This is a genomic window from Rhodococcus sp. NPDC080181 (assembly GCF_040702225.1).
Classification (GTDB): Bacteria; Actinomycetota; Actinomycetes; order Mycobacteriales; family Mycobacteriaceae; genus Rhodococcoides; species Rhodococcoides fascians.
Genome location: NZ_JBFBKN010000035.1, coordinates 20463 through 38620, shown reverse-complemented (window position 1 = coordinate 38620; position 18158 = coordinate 20463). Strand labels below are relative to the sequence as shown.

Genomic DNA, 18158 nt, shown 5'->3' with positions numbered 1-18158 from the left:
ATGGCCCGCCTCAAATACGACACCCGCACCCAGCAATACCGCGACCGACGACTCGCTGAAGGCAAGAGCAAACGCGACATCATCCGCTGCCTCAAACGAGCCGTCGCCCGCGAAATGTTCCAACTTCTCACCCAGAAAACTGCCACTTGACACTCATAGGAGCATCACATGGGGTCAGCGCAGCGCTGCCGCGGCCAGGACCATGTTTCTCAACGACTGCTCGACCTCGGCCGGGCCTCGTGTCTTCAGTCCGCAGTCCGGATTGACCCAGAGCCGTTCGAGGGGAACTGCCTCGGCCGCCGCGCGGAGCGACTCGGTGATCTCGGCAACCGTCGGAACTCGCGGCGAATGGATGTCGTAGACACCGGGTCCCACGTCGAGTGCGAAGCCGACCGCAGTGAGGTCGTCGAGCACCTCCATGCGCGAGCGTGCGGCCTCGATGGACGTCACGTCGGCGTCCAGGGCGACGATGGCGTCGATGACCTCACCGAACTCGGAGTAGCACAGGTGCGTGTGGATCTGTGTCGCGTCGTCGACGCCGGACGTCGCGATCCGGAACGAGCGGACGGCCCAATCCAGATACGCTGCAGTGTCTTTCGAGCGCAGCGGTAGCAGTTCGCGGAGCGCGGGCTCGTCCACCTGGACGATGCGGATCCCCGCCGACTCCAGGTCGATCGTCTCGTCTCGAATCGCCGAGGCGATCTGAGCTGCCGACTCGGCCGCCGGGATGTCGTCTCGGACGAACGACCACGCGAGAATGGTCACCGGACCGGTCAGCATGCCCTTGACCGGTTTGTCGGTCAGTGACTGCGCGTACGTCGCCCATTCCACCGTCATCGGTGCCGGGCGGGAGACGTCGCCGTACAGGATCGGTGGTCGCACGCACCGTGACCCGTACGACTGCACCCAGCCGTTGGCGGTCACGACGAAACCGTCGAGTTGCTCGGCGAAGTACTGCACCATGTCGTTTCGTTCGGGCTCGCCGTGGACGAGCACGTCCAACCCCAGACGCTCCTGCAGTGCAACGACATCGGCGATCTCCGCGCGCATCTGCCGCACGTACTCCGGCTCGTCGACGGTGCCGCTGCGCAGCGCCGCCCGCGCGCGGCGGATCGTGCTCGTCTGTGGGAAGGAGCCGATGGTCGTCGTCGGCAGAACAGGGAGCGAGAGATGCTCGGCCTGCACGACGCGGCGGACGTCTCCTGGGCTGCGGTCACGGCCGGCAGCGCTGTTCACACGCGCACGGATTGTCGGATCGTGCAGTCGTGCATCGTGTCTCCGCGAATCCAGAGCCGCGCGGGCCGACTCGAATCGGCCCGACACGAATCGATCGGTTTCCCCGGCTGTTCCGCCCTGGAGTGCGCGCGCGAGCACCGAGACCTCGGTGATCTTCTCGTTCCCGAACGCCAGCCACGACCGCAGTGTCGGTTCGAGCTGAGGTTCGGCGTCCAACGAATAGGGAACGTGGAGCAGCGAGCACGACGACGACACCGCCACTGCGCGCGCATGTCTGCCGACCTCGTACAGTGTCTCGAGCGCGGCGTCGAGATCGGTGCGCCAGACATTGCGTCCGTCGACGACGCCGGCCACGACGAGCATCGTCGAGGTAGCGCGAGTAGCTGCAAGTTGCTCGGCCACACCAGGAACGGTCAGATCGACGGCCAGGCCATCGATCCCGGTGGACGCCACTGCGGGCAGTGCGTCGCCCAGGTCGCCGAAGTAGGACGCCAGCAGAATGGCCGGGCGGGTCTGCGAGGCTGCGAGTTGGTGGAAGCATCGGGTCGCCGCTGCGACGGTCTCGTCGTCGAGATCGCGCACCAGCGCCGGTTCGTCGATCTGGACCCACTCGGCTCCGGCTGCGGCGAGGAGTTCGAGCAGACGGGCGTAGAGCGGTATCAGTTCGTCCACTCGTCCCAGCAGCGAATCGGAGGAGCCGACGGACTTGGACAGCAGCAGGAAGGTGATCGGTCCGATGATCACCGGACGTGCCGGGATACCCAGTGCGCGAGCCTCGTTCACCTCGCCGAGCACCTTGTTCGGGTGCAGGGAGAACGTGGTCTCCGGCGAGATCTCGGGCACGAGGTAGTGGTAATTGGTGTCGAACCATTTGGTCATTTCGAGCGGGACGATGGTCTCGGTGCCGCGGGCCGCGGCGAAGTACCGATCGAGTTCGCCTTCGACCGCCTCGACTCGCGGTGGCAACGCTCCGAGGAGGGCCGCAGTGTCGAGCATCTGGTCGTAGTACGAAAAGGTGTTCACGGGAACGGAATCGAGCCCGGCTGCGAGTGTGCGCCAGTCGTTCTCGCGAAGATTCTTCGCGACCGATTCGAGGGCCTCGGCATCGAGCTTTCCGGCCCAATAGGATTCGACGGCTTTCTTCAGTTCTCGGTTGGGTCCGATGCGAGCCGAACCGAGCACGGTGGCGGTGAAATCGTTGTTCACAGTTGATCTCCAGGGTGACTACACGTGGGTGGTGCACCGTCTTCACGGGCGCGCAGATCCCGGTGAGCCCTGACCACAGCCGTACCAGGCTTACGCGCCCATTCCACGAGGCGGTGAACCGCTGCACACGGCGTGCACAGCACAGAGGGCAGGTATTCGGACTTGCAGGCGCGCGGACGAAGAGCCCACTCCTACTGGCCGTCGCTTCCCGAAGAGGCTTCTTCAGTGCGTGATGACGGCGGTCGTTCCTGCATACCGCTGCGGGACAGTCCCGGATTCTCACCGGGTTCCCTCTCGCGATGCGCCGTGACTGCACGCACCGCTCGACGCCGAGGTGAACTTCGGGGCTCCTCATGACCACCTGGCGAACCGACTGCAGGGACGAGCATAGATGCAGCACGGGAGAGTCTGTTACGGTGCTCTTCATGCAGCGCACGTATTTCTGGTTTAGCAGGCCGGCCCCGGGTGGGTCAGCCAGCGACGCCATGCGCTGACCCTCCACCCCACGAGCCGGATACAGACCGGCTCGAAGTGCGCGTGGAGCATGCAGAGCCGGCCTGGGAACAGGAAACCCTCTCATGACGCTCTCCCTCGACACCCCGTCACTCGACGATCAGCGCACGATCAGCATCAGTCCGCTGGTCGCGCCGTCGGTCGTACGCCGCGAGCATGCGGTGGACGACGCGATCTCGGCGAGTGTTCGTACCGGACGCTCCGGTGTCGTCGACATTCTCGTCGGCCGTGACGACCGTCTGATCGTCGTGGTCGGCCCGTGTTCGGTGCACGACACCGACGCTGCCCTCGACTACGCCCGACGCCTCGCCGCCACGGCAGCCGAGCTGGGCGATCGACTGCACATCGTCATGCGGGTCTACTTCGAGAAGCCGCGGACGACGCTCGGCTGGAAGGGTCTGATCAACGATCCGCACCTCGACGGCAGCTTCGACATCAACGAAGGTCTTCGAGTGGGACGCCAGTTGCTGCTGGACATCTCGGCGCTCGGCCTTCCCGTCGGCTGCGAATTCCTCGACCCGATCACCCCGCAGTACATTGCGGACCTGGTCAGCTACGGTGCCATCGGAGCACGGACCGCAGCCAGCCAGGTGCACCGGCAGCTGTGCAGCGCCTTGTCGATGCCGGTCGGCATCAAGAACTCGACCGAAGGTGACATTCAGGTCGCCGTGGACGGAACCCGCGCCGCCGCGGCGAGCCACGTCTTCCCCGGAACCGATCTCGACGGCAAGGCGGCCTTGATCAGGACCGTCGGAAACCCCGATTGCCACGTCATCCTGCGCGGCGGCGTCGACGGACCGAACTACGACGCCGAGTCCGTGGCCGATACCGTTGCCCGCCTGCGTAAGTCGGGGTTGCCGGAGCGAGTTGTCATCGATGCCAGCCACGGCAACAGCCGTAAGGACCACAACAAGCAGGTGGACGTCGTCACCGACGTGGCCACCAGGGTCGCGGCCGGCGAGCACGGAATTGTCGGGCTGATGCTCGAGAGTTTCCTCGTCGCAGGGCGTCAGGACCTCGAAATCGGCCACCGCGACGAGCTCGTGTACGGCCAGTCCATCACCGATGCATGCCTCGACTGGGACACGACGGCAACGCAATTGGCCACTCTCGCGGCGGCCGTCGAGACGCGTCGGGCCTCGAACGCCGCGCGCTGACGCGTCGTGCGTTACCGAACCCCGCGCGGTCGAAATTGCACGCTGATGCGTGGGCCGACCGCGCGGGTCGATTTGGGAATTGCATGCTCCCAGGTCCGTTGACAGGACCCGCCCATCACCACCAGGTCGCCGTGACCGAGGGTGAATTTCAGAGAGGTCCCGCCGCCGCGGGGACGGAGCATGAGTTGTCTTGTAGCACCGAGCGATACGATCGCCACCATCGTGTCCTCGGTGGCGCTGCGGCCGATGTTGTCGCCGTGCCAGGCGACGCTGTCGGACCCGTCGCGGTAGTAACACAGTCCCGCGGTGGCGAACGACTCCCCGAGCTCGCTTCGGTAGTGGTCGTCCAGTGCATCGCGGGCCTCGTACAGTGCCGCATGCGGCCAGTGCTCCCGCTCGGCGTAGTACCGAACCAGGCGCGGCACATCGACCACGCGGTCGTACATCTGCCTGCGTTCGGCGCGCCAGTCGACGTCGGTGACCAGCGAATCGAAGAGGTCGCTGTCGGACAACCAGCCCGGCCGCACATCGACCCAGGCACCGAGCGTCAGCTCGCGGCGGGTGACGGACTGCAGCGACCCGACGCCACCGTCGTCGTCACCGAACAGCGAACCTTGCATCGCGAGCGACATGACTCGACTGTATCGAACAGGTGTTCCCATTGCCAGCTCCCGGCGGTATCGTTCTCGCATGGGTTACCGATTTCAGGTCGTCGTGGACAGCGTCGACCCGCATGCGCTCGCGGCATGGTGGGCACAGACTCTCGGCTGGCAGGTCGAACCCAGCAACGAGGAGTTCATTCGCGAGATGGTTGCGGCAGGCCACGCCCGAGAGGAGGACACAACCGTGTTCGACGGCGTTCTGGTGTGGCGAGCAGGCCAGGGCATCACCGATCCGGAATCTCCGGGCACCCCGCGGGTGCTTTTTCAGGCGGTACCCGAATCGAAGTCCGTGAAGAACCGACTCCATCTCGACGTTCGTGTCGGTGACGGACGCGAGGCGGTGGTGACCGCACTCGAAGGTCGAGGCGCGTCGGTACTGCATCGCGGGCAGCAAGGGCCCAGCACCTGGATCACCATGACCGATCTCGAGGGCAACGAGTTCTGCGTCAGCTGATCGCGCTGAGCTCTATCGATACGCGCCGGGAGTTTGGCCGGTCCAGCGCTTGAAGGCTCGGCGGAATGCGCTCGGTTCGGAGAAGCCCAGGCGGGCCGAGATGTCGTCCACGCTGTCGCCGCGGCTCAACCCCGAGATGGCCGCGTCGCGCAGAACCTCCTCGCGGAGCTGATTGATGGAAGTGCCTTCCTGGCGAAGAACGCGGCGCAGATGCGGCGGGCTGATGTTGAGCATGGCCGCAATCTCTTCGGTAGCCGGCGTACCGCCTCTGAATCCGGTCTCCAGGGCTCTTCGGACCTGACTCGACGCAGTGCTGTCGTAGTCCCTCGACGAGAACAGCAGGTTGGGTGACTCCGCGAGGTACTCGGCCAGTGTCGCCTCGGTCTGCACTATCGGGGCGCGCATGAGCGCGGTGTCGAATTCCAGTGCGGCGCGGTCGGATCCGAACTGCACATGAGTTCCGAATATGGTGTCGTACATCTTCCCGGCCTCGGGCCCGGGCAGTGCATAGGGCAACTGAACCGACAGGAGTTTGACCCGGTTACCGATCAGCCACGCCGCGAACCGATGCAGCAGAATCAACAGGAAGTCGGTCAGCAATCGCTCGGCGAGCTCGTTCGCTTCGGGGCTGAGGTCGGTCGTGGCTTCGACGTGCACCGTCAGGACCGTCGACTGCTCCGTTCGATCCAGCGTCATCGGTTTCACCGGAATGAGCACGCGCATGGTCTCGGACATTCGAATCAGCGCTGCCCACAGGTTCTCCGTGTGTATCAACGTCTGACACACCACCCGAAAACTGCCGCGCCGCACGGGAACTGCGGCGAGTCCGAAGAGTTCGTCGCCGGTCATCGCCCAGACGGCCTGGGTGAACGCGGTGACCTGTCGGGTGGTGAGCCGCTCCGCCGGGTCGTCGAGAATGGTGGTTCCGATCCCGGCCATCGACAACGGGTACGTCAGGTCCACTCCGCCGTTGGCCGCGAGGTCGACGGCTTGCCTGACGAAGTACGCCGGAATCGTCGGTTGCGCAGTCACAATCGCCGTAACCTCTCGGCGGCATCGGCGAGCACGTGGTCCTGCTTGCAGAAAGCGAAGCGCACCAACGAATTCCACGGCGCGGGCTCGTCGACGAAGGCAGTCACCGGTACCGCGGCGACGCCCACGAGATCGGGCAGGGAGCGACAGAACTCGTACGCATCACCGCGGCCGATCGGTGCGATATCGGCGCACACGAAATACGTTCCGGCGCTGTGCTTGACGTCCGCACCCGCCTCGGTCAACGCCGCGGACAGCGTGTCTCGCTTGTGCTGCAGACCGTCGCGCATGGCGGCGATCCACGCCTGCTCGTGACCGAGTGCGTACGCGACGGCGGGCTGGAACGGGGTGCCGCCGACGAAACTCATGAACTGCTTGGCGGCGCGCACCGCATCGATCAGCTCTTTCGGTCCGAGCGCCCACCCGGTTTTCCAGCCGGTGGCGTTGAACGTCTTCGCGGCACTGGACACGGTGACGGTTCGCTCGAACATGCCCGGCAGCGTCGCGATCGGGGTGTGCACACCGTCGTCGAAGATCAGATGCTCGTACACCTCGTCGGTGAGCACGAGCAGGTCGTGGGCGATCGCGATCTCGGAGATACGGATCATCGTCTCGCGATCGAACACGGTGCCGGTGGGATTGTGCGGCGAGTTGACGATCAGCATGCGCGTTCGCGGCCCTACGGCGCGTTCGAGGGCGTCGGTGTCGACGGTCCATCCGTTGCTGTCGGTGACCAGGGGTACGGCCGTGCGAGTGGCTCCGGCCAACGCCACAGCGGCCGCATAGGAGTCGTAGAACGGCTCGATCAACAGCACGTCGTCGCCCGCCTCGATCAAGCCGAGCAGCGTCGCCGAGATGGCCTCGGTGGCACCCACGGTCACGAGAATCTGCGAATCGGGGTCGTACCGAAGTCCGAACCGGGCGAGCCGGTCATCGGAGATGGCTGCGCGCAGCACCGGCATCCCCGGGCCGGGGGAGTACTGGTTGAGACCGTTCGCGATGGCGTCACGCGCGGCCTCGAGCATGGCCGACGGTCCGTCCGTGTCCGGGAATCCCTGCCCCAGATTGACGGCGTTCTTCGCCACCGCGAGCGCGGTCATCTCGGCGAAAATGGTCGATGCGAACGGGCGCAACCGGGTCACTGTGCGCGACGGCAACATCTCGGACATTCCTGCAGCGTAGTTCACACAGCCGGCGCGAGCGTCGGACCTGCGTCTGTACTGTGCCTGTCATGCGATTCGGAATGTTCGTGCCTCAGGGTTGGCGGCTGGATCTGGTCGGGATCGATCCGGCCCAGCAGTGGAGTGTGCTGCGCGAGCATGCCGTTGCCGCCGAAGCCGGACCGTGGGAATCACTGTGGGTCTACGACCACTTCCACACCGTTCCTGTCGCGACGGACGAGGCGACGCACGAGGCCTGGTCGCTGATGTCCGCACTGGCCGCGTCCACCTCGCGTATCCGACTGGGTCAGATGTGCACTGCGATGTCCTACCGCAACCCCGCCTATCTGGCGAAAGTTGCTGCGACAGTGGACATCATCTCCGGCGGTCGGGTCGAGATGGGTATCGGCGGCGGTTGGCACGAGCACGAGTTCCGCGCCTACGGCTACGGATTTCCCTCTGCCGGTGAACGATTGGGCCGCCTCGACGAGGGCGTACAGATCTTCAAACAAGCGTGGACCACCGGCGAGGTGTATCTCGACGGCAAGCACTACGAGATCGACGGTGCCGTGGTGCGCCCACTGCCCCTGCAGGAGGGCGGCATCCCACTGTGGATCGCCGGTGGCGGCGAAAAAGTGACACTGAAGATCGCAGCGAAATACGCGAACTACACCAACTTCGATGGAACCCCTACCGGTTTCGCCGCCAAATCGGCTCTGCTGCGCGATCATTGCGCAACCGTCGGCACGGACTTCGACGCCATCGTCCGCTCGGCCAACTACAACGTGGCCATCGGCTCCACGGAGGCCGAGGTGCAGGAGCGGTTACGCGCTCTCGAGGCTCGACTGACCGAACACGTCGGAGCCGAGAAGGCACACGAGGCATTGGGCGCATACCGCGGAATGCCCGCCGTCGGAACACCCGAGCAGATCGTCGAGAACCTCACCGAACTGCAGCAGCAGGGCATGACGTACGGAATCTTCTACTTCCCGGAAGCCGCCTACGACCGCTCCGGCATCGAACTCTTCGAGCGCGAGGTCATCCCGGCTCTTCGGTAGGTCGTTCCGCAGGCTCCACTCCCGGCTCTTCGGTAGGCCGCGTCAGGTCCTCGGGCAGATCGGCGGGGTCGACGAGCAGCTGCTGGTTCTTGGCCTTGCGTACCTTCTCCGACAGTCCGATGTTGGCGTGCAGCAGTGCCCATTCGCCCTCGGTGATCTCGGCGGCGGCGCGTGCCAGGACGGCCGCGTCGGTGGTGCCCCAGGCGATCGGCATCGCCGACACCAGCTGCCAGGTGCGTCCACCGGTGTTACGGCCGCGATCGGCGAGCACCGACACCGCAGGCACCTCGGCACCGCGTTCGACGGCGTGGCCGGGCAGCGCACGGACGACGCGCGTGATCAGGACGTAGTGCGGCTCGTCGACTCCTGGTTTCGCGACATCGACCAGCGACAGCAACGTCGCGCCGCTCGGCATCGTCTCGGCCACCACCGCCGGAACCAGATCGCCCCGGGTGTAGAGCGATTCGATGGACCCCATCTTCTTCGGTGCCCACACCATGACCCACAGGGACGTCGCCGCCCCGATGCAGAACACGCCGCCGAGGATGTACGACCACGGCGTCGCGATCCAGAAGAACCAGATCCCCAGTGCCAGCAGGACCGCTGCCGTGAGCGCCGCGGACATCCGCAGCCGGCGAAGTTCGGTGAACGTCTCGTTGACCGACTTCGCGTGGGCTACGTCTACAGGGAACTCGAATCGGCGCACACTGCTATTCCTAGCATGCCGCCGATCCCGACACGAAGCGTCAGATTGCCGGGCCGAGCAGGTCGTCGGCGTCGGTGATGCGGTACGCGTATCCCTGTTCGGCGAGGAACCGCTGCCGATGCGCGGCGTATTCGGCGTCGAGGGTGTCGCGCGAGACCACCGAGTAGAAGTGCGCCTGACCACCGTCGTGTTTCGGCCGAAGCAATCGGCCCAGTCGCTGGGCTTCTTCCTGCCGGGAGCCGAACGTTCCCGAAACCTGGACTGCCACCGACGCTTCGGGAAGGTCGATCGAGAAGTTCGCCACCTTGCTCACCACCAGAGTCTGGATCTCACCCTTGCGGAAGGCGTCGAACAGCACCTCGCGTTCCTTGTTCTTGGTCGAGCCCTGGATCACCGGCGCGTTCAGGGCTTCACCGAGTTCGTTCAGCTGATCGAGGTACGCGCCGATCACCAACGTTGGAGCATCTTGGTGTTTCGCCAGAATGGACTTCACGACGGCGATCTTGGTGTGCGCCGTCGAGCAGAGCTTGTAGCGCTCCTCGGGTTCGGCGACCGCGTACGACATGCGCTCGGCGTCGGTGAGGGTGACGCGCACCTCGATGCACTCGGCCGGTGCGATCCACCCCTGCGCCTCGATGTCCTTCCAGGGCGCGTCGTAGCGCTTCGGCCCGATCAGCGAGAAGACGTCGCCCTCGCGTCCGTCCTCGCGGACGAGCGTGGCCGTCAAGCCGAGTCGACGCCGTGACTGCAGGTCGGCTGTCATGCGGAACACCGGTGCGGGAAGCAGGTGTACCTCGTCGTAGATCACCAATCCCCAGTCGCGGGAATCGAACAGCTCCAGGTGCTTGTACTCACCCTTGGTTCGACGGGTGATGACCTGGTACGTGGCGATTGTCACAGGGCGGATCTCTTTGCGCTCGCCCGAATACTCGCCGATTTCCTCCTCGGTGAGCGACGTGCGAGCGATGAGCTCGCGCTTCCACTGCCTGCCGGCGACGGTGTTGGTGACCAGGATCAGCGTGGTGGCCTTGGCTCTGGCCATCGCCGCCGCACCGACCATGGTCTTACCCGCACCACACGGCAGCACGACGACGCCGGAGCCGCCGGCCCAGAACGAATCCGCGGCCATCTCCTGGTAGTCGCGCAGCGTCCACTTGCCACCCTCGGTATCGAGCTCGATCGGGTGCGCTTCGCCGTCGACGTAGCCGGCGAGGTCCTCGGCGGGCCAGCCGATCTTGAGCAACATCTGCTTCACGTGGCCGCGTTCGCTCGGATGCACGATGACCGTGTCCTCGTCCACCATCGCGCCGAGCATGGGCGCAATCTTCTTGTGCCGCATCACTTCGGTGAGCACGGCGCGGTCCAGGCTGATCAGCACTAGACCGTGGACCGGGCTCTTGACCAACTGCAACCGGCCGTATCGGGCCATCGTGTCGACGATGTCGACCAGCAACGGCTGCGGTACCGCATAGCGCGAGAAGTTGACCAACGCGTCGACCACCTGCTCGGCATCGTGACCGGCAGCGCGCGCGTTCCACAGCGCCAGCGGGGTGATGCGGTAGGTGTGCACGTGCTCGGGCGCACGTTCGAGCTCGGCGAACGGTGCGATCGCCGCCCGCGCTGCGCCCGCGAGTTCGTGATCGACCTCGAGCAACAGCGTTTTGTCGGACTGGACGATCAGCGGGCCGTCGGTCACGGTTCCTCCTAGAGACTTCTGCTGCGCCCGAAAGAGCGCAACTTCTCCATTGTCCACAGGTAGGGGCCCGCGTGCACGTGAGCAGTGACTCAGTCCACCAAGGCGACGGAGGTGATGCGGTGCAGAGTGAACCGCCGCACGCCCCCGGTGGCGGGGTCGAATGCGTCGAGTTGACCGCCACCGATGCTGATCGGATCGACGATGCGGTGGGTCGCGACGCCCTGTGCGTCGACGTACCCGATGCTGACGCTGCGCTTGACCTTCGCTGCTGTCTGCAGCAGCGTCATCGTCGCGGTGCTGCTCGCGCGAGATCCGTCGGCGCGCACCACCGCACCGCCGTTGCCCGCAGCGCGGTCGGCGGCTCGCATTCCGCGTACCAACGACCCGAGCTGCTCGTCGGTGGGAACGGCCGGGGTACGGAAGGTCTGGCGCGGCCGCCGCGCCGACACCCGGGAGCCGCGGGCTCGAAGATCGACGATGGTGCCGGACGAGTCTTCACCCGCGGGCGCGAATCCGGCCCCGGCGAGTACCGACAGCACCTCGGCCAGGGGTGCCTGGGAGATGGCGACGGTCGGGGCGAGGGCGCGCAGGGCGAGCGACTCGGCGGCCGGAGAGGCCATCACCTCGGCGAGCAACGCCGGATCCTCGCACCGGACGAACGACGCGGCCACGCCGGCGCGTAGCCGGCCGTGACGCCTGGCCACGTCGTCGATCAGATACGTCAGGGCCTGCGGAACCGGAGTGCGGGAATGGGTCGCGAACAACGAATGCAACTCCGAGGCCGTCAGGCCCACGTCGAGGGCCCGGCGCAGGCTCGTGTCGCTGATGCGATACATCGTCGCGGCACCCGCCGACTCGACGTCGGCGACGAGCGCGATCCGATCCTGCAGATCCGGTTCGAGCGGTCCCGGTGCCACCAGCGTCAGGTCGGCCTGCACCAACACGTAGTCGATCGGTTCGGGGAGTGCCGCGCGCATGTCGGCCTCGGCATTACCGTCGTGCAGCAGCGAGCGTCCCGGCGTCGACATCGCGCCGCGCGCGACCACTCCCAACGCGGTCGCCTCGGCGATCACGTGCCCGACGGGTGTCACGCCGAACCGTCCGGACCACCGGGGTCGACGCCACGTCAGTGTGCGGGTGAGGTCGGTGGGCGTCGCGGCGTGTCCACTGCCGAGCTCGGCCAGCAGCTCCAGGATCATGCGACGGTCGCGGGGCGCGGCAGGCGAGCGGACTTCGTCGGACAACGCAGCGATGGGCTTGTCGTTGGGGTCACGCATGCCGATCACCCACGGGGCTCGCGGCGTCTCGAGCCAGGCGGAGGCGAGAGTGTGCCAGCGGGCGGCCGGGGCGGCAGCGAGCCACGCGTCGACGGCGGGCGTCGGTGCCCAGTAGTCGTCGCCGGTGTCGGCGGAGGGGACAGGGTCCGGGGTTCCACTGGAGATCAGATGGGCGGCGGCGAGCAGTTCGACGAGGATGCTCACGCGGTCGTCGTCGAGTCCGGTGGCCTTGGTGATCTTGCGCAGCTCGCGCACTCCGAGCCCGCCGGCCTTGAGGGCGGGAGCCGGTGACGCGGACAGCGCCTCGATGATGGCTACACAGTGCCGCCCGAGCTCCAGTGCCTCGCCCGCCGCGGCAGCGTCGACGTCGGCGAGCGCATGTGCAGTGGTCGTCAGCTTCGGCTCGGCGAGTGAGCGGGGATCCGTCATGGGCTCGCCGCGCAATATCTGACCGACCTGGACGGGGAGTTCGACGGTTTGCTCGTCCAACCAGATCAGCAGGCCTGCGGCGAGCAGTTTCTGCACGGGCCGATCGGGTGGGGTACCCGGTGCGGCGTCTCGGGTACGGCCGGTGGGCGAAGACCTGGCCAGGGTGTCGAGAAGATTGCGTTCGCCGTCTTCGAGTGCGGCCAGCGCTGTGGTGATGTGGGTTTCGGTGAGGGTGTCCACCGGGTCGAGAGCGCGGCCGATGCGCCACGGCACGGCGTCCGCAGCGGTTGCGCTGATCCGGAACCCAGCGGCGTCGCCCCAGACGAGAAAGCGTTCGCGCAGTTGGGACAGCGCTCTGTCCACGGCTTTGGCCGGGGCGCGCTTGGCGATGACGGACAGCAGCGTGGCCCTGGTGACCGGACGCTCGTAGGCCTCTTCGATGGCCAGGATCTCGAGCACGGTCAGGGCCAGGGTGTCGAGGGTGTCCGCAGTGTGCAGGATCGACCGGCGTTGCTCTGCCCGGCCGGCCAGCACTGCCAGCGAGGCGGGCGGCGGCGCAGTCAGATCCGGACGCAACGACATGGCCTTGATCAGCTCCGCGTCTGTGCGAGCTGCGATCCACTGAGGCAGATCGGGAGGCATGTCGGTGTGTCGGGGCGCAGTCGTGTCGGTCATCGTCTATCAGATTAGAGACCTGGGCTGGTGCTCGCCGCAGGGCAGGTGTCAAAATGGGCCCATGGTGAACAAGTCGAAGAAGCCCTATGTCGATCCAGGCTGGCCGGAAACCGCTCGCGGTGACCACGCGGTGACCGAACTCTCGTCCGCTCGATCGGGTGGCTTGTCGCCCTTCGGTGAGGACACCGAGTTCCCGCTGCCCGTCGAAGACCTGCCCTACGCCCATCCGGTGACCGTCGTCAATCGCTGACAACGGCGCCCGAACACGAGAAAGCCCCCGACATCTTCGCGATGTCGGGGGCTTTTCTCGTATAGCGGCGGTTCTTGCTACTGGGGCAGGAACGCCTTGTTCGCCTGGTAGAAGCTGACGACCTGCGGATCGAGCTGGATGCCCTGAGCGGCGTTCTGGACGAACGACGCGATCTGGGGATCGTTGGTGATGTTCTGGACGGCGGTGACGATGCCGTTGACGACCTCGGCCGACGCATCGATCGACGGGATCGACGTCAGGTCGGGGAGGGCGGGAACTTCCGGTGCCTTGGGGGTGGCCGGAACGCTGCGCTCGGTGGGTGCGCTGCTCAGGCCGAGGCTCGAGGAGCAGGAGGGCCATGCGCCCCAGCCCTGCGAGTCGAGGACCTTCTCGGCGACTGCGATCTGCTCTTCACGGCTGGCCTGGTTGGCCGTTGCCGCGTACTGCTGTCCACCGTGTGCGTTCCAGGTGCTGGGGGAGAACTGCAATCCGCCCTGGAAGCCGTTGCCGGTGTTGATGCCCCAGTTGCCGCCTGCTTCACACTGTGCAAGGCGATCCCAGTCGGAATCCGGTGCCGCGTTGGCGGTACCGGTGAAGGCGATGCCCGCGGTGCCCATGATGGCACCGGTGACGGCGACCTTTGCGACGGTCTTGCCAGTGGTGCTCGGCTTGCGATGACGTCCGCTCATACGAGTTGAAATCCTCTCCACACGCGCCTGCGAGGTCAGCTGTCGGGTTCGGGCTGAGAGGTAGCCCGGCCTTCTTGCTCTTCCATATCGGATGAGCAATTGGGCTTCACCCCAAGGGAACTCGGTGCGGCTTCGTGAGTCGCTACAAGTTCCCGGTTGTCCGTGGAGGACGTGGGTCCCCCGTCCTCGTCCCCTGGGTGATCGTCGAGGGTTGTTCCGGTTCCCGCGGGACGAGGTTTGGCGCTGCGGGCCGGAATTCGGCCGAACTTTCCGGCCGCTGCTGACCGTACTGAAATTCCCGGGTTACGTCACTATTTGGTAACTGTCGATTTTTTCGTGTGTCAGCGACCGTCCCGACGGTCTGATTCCGGTCGCTCGAATAGGCCCAGCTAGTGGCTGTTCTCGGTGATCGACCCCGTGCTGTTGCCGGTCTGTTACCGAAGCGTGATGTGACGGAAGTCACATCACGCGAGGGGGCCTCGAAAGGTCACCGAACCGCAACGATGTCTTTCCCCAGCGGCATGAGCGAGACCGGAATCAACTTGAGGTTCGCGATCGCGAGCGGAATACCGATGATCGTGATGGCCATCGCGATCGCCGTGACGACGTGTGTCAGCGCCAGCCACCACCCGGCGAGGACGAGCCAGAGCACGTTGCCCACGAGGGCACCCGAACCCGCGCCGGGCTTGTCGACGATCGTCGACCCGAACGGCCACAGGGCGTAGACGCCGATGCGGAACGACGCGATCCCGAACGGAATGGTCACGATCAGGATGCACAGCAGGAGTCCCGCGAAGAAGTAGCCGAGTGCGAGCCACAGTCCACCGAACACGAGCCAGATGACGTTCAGGAGCAGTCGCATGATCTATCGCGCCCGTCGGCCGGAGAGCAGCGCGTACACCAGAGCGAGCACGAATCCGGCGGGTGCCGAGAACATCGCCGTCAGGTACAGGCCCAGCGGCGGCTTGGCGTCGGAGAAGACCGGGAAGAACAGGATCGCGACGATGGCAACGAGGCCGATCGCGAACAGCACCAGCGCGATGCGCAGCAGTGCAGTACTTCGCTTGCGAGTAGATGAGTCCACACCACCACGGTAGTGCGCGGCGGTGCGTCGTGCGAAAAACCGGAATGCCCTATTCGGGGCCTGCGCGCTAGACTGGCGTATTCGCGTCCTGCGTTTTCGTGGGGCGCGAAACTTGTGCACACCGCAGGGTCCCGACATCGGGCGTGCGGATACGAAACCAACGACAGCAACAGATGAACGGGTGAGCTCAGTGCCGACCGGCAAGGTGAAGTGGTACGACGTCGACAAGGGATTCGGATTCCTCTCGCAGGAGGAAGGCGAGGACGTGTATGTGCGTTCGTCAGCGCTGCCCGAAGGCGTCGACGGCCTCAAAGCCGGCCAGCGCGTCGAATTCGGCATGGCCGCGGGCCGTCGTGGCCCGCAGGCACTGAGCCTGAAGGTTCTCGAGCCTGCCCCGTCGATTCGCCAGAACAGCGGCAGCACCCGCCGCGAGCCCGTCGAGCGCAAGCACACACCCGACGAACTGCACGGCATGGTCGAGGACATGATCACGCTGCTCGAAGCGACGGTGCAGCCGGAACTCCGCAAGGGCAAGTACCCGGACCGCAAGATCGCTCAGCGCATCTCCGAGGTGGTCCGCGCCGTCGCTCGCGAGCTCGACAGCTGATCGTTACGGACGCGTGCCGATGGACCAGATCGCGTGGCTGACGAAGCTCTCGGTATTGGTGTCGGTGTCGATGATTCCCGTGGGTAGCCGAACCTCGATTCCGAGCAGGGTTCGGCCGCCGTCGTCCGTCGTCGGGACGGTGACGCTCAGCCGGGTTCCCGGCTGATTGAACTGGCTGCTCTCGACGACCGCCCCGGTGTCGTCGCCGTAGACCAATGCCAGTTCCCACGGCGCGGAGTAGACGGCCTCGGGCATCGACAACTGCACCGTCGGGGCAGATCCCACCTGGATCTCGGCGGTCTCGCCGACGTTGGTGCACAGCGGGTCGCTCACGGCGCAGTACAGGTAGGGCTCGACTTGTACGGCTCGACCGTTGGAGTACGCCGTGACGACCGGTTCCTTGTCGGGGGCATTGCCGATCAGGACGGCGAGTACCCCGACGAACGCGACCGCGATCACGAACAGGCCGGCGGCGATCAGCGACGCGATCTTCTTGGTGCGGGGAGCCAGGTTCACTTGGTCACGTTTTCGCCGTAGGAGCTGTCGGATACTTCTTGTTCGACATGGTCGGGCCGGTTGCCACCGAACCCGGGTAGCAATGATCGACCGCGGTAGGTCAGGAAGGTCTGCACGAGGCCGATCGTAAGCAACACCGACACGACCGTGAAACCGAGCCAGTACTCGGTGGGAAGCAACACCCCGAGCGTTCCGCCGAGAACCCAGCACAGCTGCATGACGGTTTCCGAGCGGCCGAACCCGGATGCAATGGACTCCGGAGGCAGGTCGGACTGCAGAGACGCGTCGAGCGAGACCTTGGCCAGTGCGCTCGCGCTCGACGCGACCAGGGCGGCCACGGCGGCGGTGAGCAAACTGTCCGTGACAGCTGCGACGACGGCGACGACCGTCACCGCGACCGTGCACCGCAGGACGACCACCGATGGTCGGCCGAGCTTGATCCTGGCACCGAGTGCGTTGCCGGCGAAGTTGCCGAGACCGGCGGCGGCTCCGACCAGTCCGAGCATTGCGGCCTGCTGCAGCGGCTCGTGTTCGGTGCGGGATTTTGCGACGAACGCGATGTACAGCGTGAGGAAGCCGGTAAGAATTCTGATCGTGCCGTTGCCCCAGAGTCCGACGATCACCGCACGGCCCAGTGGCTGCCTGCGGTTCTTGGCGGCGGTGGCAGGCGGTGGGGTGCGCTTCAGCTTCTCGGTCGGGGCACCGCTGCCGGGGTAATCGCTGCTGTGATGCTGGTCGGCGTGGTAGCCGAGGGTGGCCGGAACTTCGCCCTCGGTCACTTCCACCCAGGACGGGATGCGCATGCTCAGGTATGCGCCGAGCACGGTGATCGCGGCGACGAACCACAGTGCGCCGGGCGAATCGGCGACGAAGGCGATACCGCCGGCGACAGCGCCTGCGGCGATGGTGCCCCCGAGCAGTCCGAAGACGGTGAGCCTCGAGTTGACGCGGACGAGGTCGATCTCCGGTGGCAGTACCCGCGGCGTCACCGCACTCTTGAGTACCGCAAACGATTTGCTCAGGACGAGCATGCCCAGCGCCGCTGGATAGAGCACCCAACTGTCGAAGTTGAACACCAACACCACCGCCAGCACGGTACGCAGGCCGAACGAGGTGGCCAGCGCGATGCGTCGGCCGTGCTGCAACCGGTCGAGCAACGGGCCGATCAGCGGCGCGATCAGCGCGAACGGAGCGATGGTGATCACCAGGTACAGCGCAACCTTCGTCTTGTCCTCACCGGTCGCCGCGGAGAAGAACAGCGTGTTGGCCAGTGCAATCGCCAGGGTAGCGTCCGATGCGAAGTTCGCCATCGTCGCGTAGGTCAGCGCGGTCAGCCCGGACTTGTCCGCCCCATCGGCTTTCGCAGCCCGCTGGAACGACGCGATTCCTTTGCCGGTCAGCTCGCGCCCACGCATCGCCGCGACGCGGGTGACGGTGAGCTTCTTGGGCATCGGTGGTGGCTTACGGCCGCCGGTTCGGCCGCGCGCGGCAGTGATCTGCTGCGTGCGCGCCGGGTGCAGCGGCGGCAACGGTTGGCGGCGGCTCGGAACGTGGCCGCCGGCACCGGATTGGACAGCACGGGGGTCGGCCGGTGGATAGTTGACGAAACCGGGATGCTCCGAGCTCTGTTCGTCAGCAGTGGAGTGACCGGTTTCGTTGCCAGGAGCGGAGCCTGCGGAGTGACCTATTTCGGTGCCAGCGCCCGAGCTTTCCGCACCTGGCGTGGGGTGGGGGAGTCGCGGATCGGTCAC

17 protein-coding genes and 2 riboswitches are annotated in these 18158 nt (G+C 66.0%); of the genes, 5 read left to right on the top strand and 12 right to left on the bottom strand.

Annotation, left to right across the window (positions count from 1 at the left end):
• Window positions 1-174 precede the first annotated feature (174 nt).
• Window positions 175-2442, bottom strand: a complete 2268-nt coding sequence (gene metE, locus AB0O58_RS24730) for a 5-methyltetrahydropteroyltriglutamate--homocysteine S-methyltransferase (protein WP_206498734.1) — start codon at window positions 2440-2442, stop codon at window positions 175-177.
• Between the two features lie 129 nt (window positions 2443-2571).
• A riboswitch (cobalamin riboswitch) is annotated at window positions 2572-2781 on the bottom strand.
• 239 nt (window positions 2782-3020) lie between these two features.
• Here metE and AB0O58_RS24725 point away from each other — a divergent pair.
• Entirely contained in the window at window positions 3021-4112 is a 1092-nt protein-coding gene (locus AB0O58_RS24725; protein ID WP_366238930.1) for a 3-deoxy-7-phosphoheptulonate synthase, read from the top strand.
• Window positions 4113-4123: 11 nt separating this feature from the next.
• Here AB0O58_RS24725 and AB0O58_RS24720 read toward each other — a convergent pair whose 3' ends face one another.
• Window positions 4124-4744, bottom strand: coding sequence for an alpha-ketoglutarate-dependent dioxygenase AlkB (locus AB0O58_RS24720; RefSeq protein WP_027495887.1), 621 nt, complete (start codon window positions 4742-4744; stop codon window positions 4124-4126).
• 58 nt (window positions 4745-4802) lie between these two features.
• Here AB0O58_RS24720 and AB0O58_RS24715 point away from each other — a divergent pair, with 58 nt between their 5' ends.
• Complete coding sequence (locus AB0O58_RS24715; protein WP_032372963.1) at window positions 4803-5228, top strand: VOC family protein; 426 nt, start codon at window positions 4803-4805, stop codon at window positions 5226-5228.
• A 12-nt stretch (window positions 5229-5240) separates the two neighbouring features.
• Here the strand turns inward: AB0O58_RS24715 and AB0O58_RS24710 are convergent, their stop codons facing one another.
• Window positions 5241-6260 carry an AraC family transcriptional regulator gene (locus AB0O58_RS24710; RefSeq protein ID WP_027495889.1) on the bottom strand — a complete coding sequence of 340 codons (1020 nt, stop codon included), beginning with the start codon at window positions 6258-6260 and terminating at the stop codon, window positions 5241-5243.
• Window positions 6257-7429, bottom strand: coding sequence for a pyridoxal phosphate-dependent aminotransferase (locus tag AB0O58_RS24705; RefSeq protein WP_032372973.1), 1173 nt, complete (start codon window positions 7427-7429; stop codon window positions 6257-6259). The genes AB0O58_RS24710 and AB0O58_RS24705 overlap by 4 nt, the downstream gene beginning before the upstream one ends.
• A 62-nt stretch (window positions 7430-7491) precedes the next feature.
• Between AB0O58_RS24705 and AB0O58_RS24700 the strand changes: the two genes are divergently transcribed.
• A complete protein-coding gene (locus AB0O58_RS24700; RefSeq protein WP_027495891.1) occupies window positions 7492-8478 on the top strand; it encodes an LLM class F420-dependent oxidoreductase in 987 nt (328 codons plus the stop codon).
• Here AB0O58_RS24700 and AB0O58_RS24695 read toward each other — a convergent pair.
• The 3 genes from AB0O58_RS24695 to AB0O58_RS24685 all read right to left on the bottom strand — a co-directional run bounded on the left by AB0O58_RS24695 (window position 8459) and on the right by AB0O58_RS24685 (window position 13261).
• The gene (locus AB0O58_RS24695; RefSeq protein ID WP_169879424.1) at window positions 8459-9184 is read right to left on the bottom strand and encodes a DUF3239 domain-containing protein; all 726 of its coding nucleotides are present in this window, start codon (window positions 9182-9184) and stop codon (window positions 8459-8461) included. The two genes, AB0O58_RS24700 and AB0O58_RS24695, sit on opposite strands and share 20 nt — an antisense overlap.
• Window positions 9185-9224: 40 nt before the next feature.
• A complete protein-coding gene (locus AB0O58_RS24690) occupies window positions 9225-10880 on the bottom strand; it encodes a DNA repair helicase XPB (RefSeq protein WP_027495892.1) in 1656 nt (551 codons plus the stop codon).
• An 89-nt stretch (window positions 10881-10969) separates the two neighbouring features.
• On the bottom strand, window positions 10970-13261 hold the full coding sequence (locus AB0O58_RS24685; RefSeq protein ID WP_032372962.1) for a helicase-associated domain-containing protein: 2292 nt from the start codon (window positions 13259-13261) through the stop codon (window positions 10970-10972).
• Between the two features lie 61 nt (window positions 13262-13322).
• On the opposite strand from AB0O58_RS24685, the gene AB0O58_RS24680 reads away from it, so the two are divergent.
• Window positions 13323-13511: a hypothetical protein gene (locus tag AB0O58_RS24680; protein ID WP_008719333.1), complete on the top strand. Its 189-nt coding sequence runs from the start codon at window positions 13323-13325 to the stop codon at window positions 13509-13511.
• A gap of 77 nt (window positions 13512-13588) precedes the next feature.
• Here AB0O58_RS24680 and AB0O58_RS24675 read toward each other — a convergent pair whose 3' ends face one another.
• From AB0O58_RS24675 to AB0O58_RS24665, 3 genes are all read right to left on the bottom strand, one after another.
• Complete coding sequence (locus AB0O58_RS24675; RefSeq protein WP_027495894.1) at window positions 13589-14200, bottom strand: transglycosylase family protein; 612 nt, start codon at window positions 14198-14200, stop codon at window positions 13589-13591.
• A gap of 8 nt (window positions 14201-14208) precedes the next feature.
• Window positions 14209-14417, bottom strand: a riboswitch (cyclic di-AMP (ydaO/yuaA leader).
• Between the two features lie 270 nt (window positions 14418-14687).
• A complete protein-coding gene (locus tag AB0O58_RS24670) occupies window positions 14688-15062 on the bottom strand; it encodes a YccF domain-containing protein (protein ID WP_027495895.1) in 375 nt (124 codons plus the stop codon).
• Between the two features lie 3 nt (window positions 15063-15065).
• Window positions 15066-15284: a hypothetical protein gene (locus tag AB0O58_RS24665; RefSeq protein WP_027495896.1), complete on the bottom strand. Its 219-nt coding sequence runs from the start codon at window positions 15282-15284 to the stop codon at window positions 15066-15068.
• Between the two features lie 190 nt (window positions 15285-15474).
• Here AB0O58_RS24665 and AB0O58_RS24660 point away from each other — a divergent pair, with 190 nt between their 5' ends.
• Window positions 15475-15891 (top strand): cold-shock protein, encoded by a 417-nt coding sequence (locus AB0O58_RS24660; RefSeq protein WP_167327283.1) that lies wholly within the window; start codon window positions 15475-15477, stop codon window positions 15889-15891.
• Window positions 15892-15894: 3 nt separating this feature from the next.
• Here AB0O58_RS24660 and AB0O58_RS24655 read toward each other — a convergent pair whose 3' ends face one another.
• Both AB0O58_RS24655 and AB0O58_RS24650 read right to left on the bottom strand, forming a co-directional pair.
• Entirely contained in the window at window positions 15895-16407 is a 513-nt protein-coding gene (locus AB0O58_RS24655) for a DUF2771 domain-containing protein (protein ID WP_032372961.1), read from the bottom strand.
• Window positions 16404-18158: an MFS transporter gene (locus tag AB0O58_RS24650; RefSeq protein WP_366238929.1), complete on the bottom strand. Its 1755-nt coding sequence runs from the start codon at window positions 18156-18158 to the stop codon at window positions 16404-16406. The genes AB0O58_RS24655 and AB0O58_RS24650 overlap by 4 nt, the downstream gene beginning before the upstream one ends.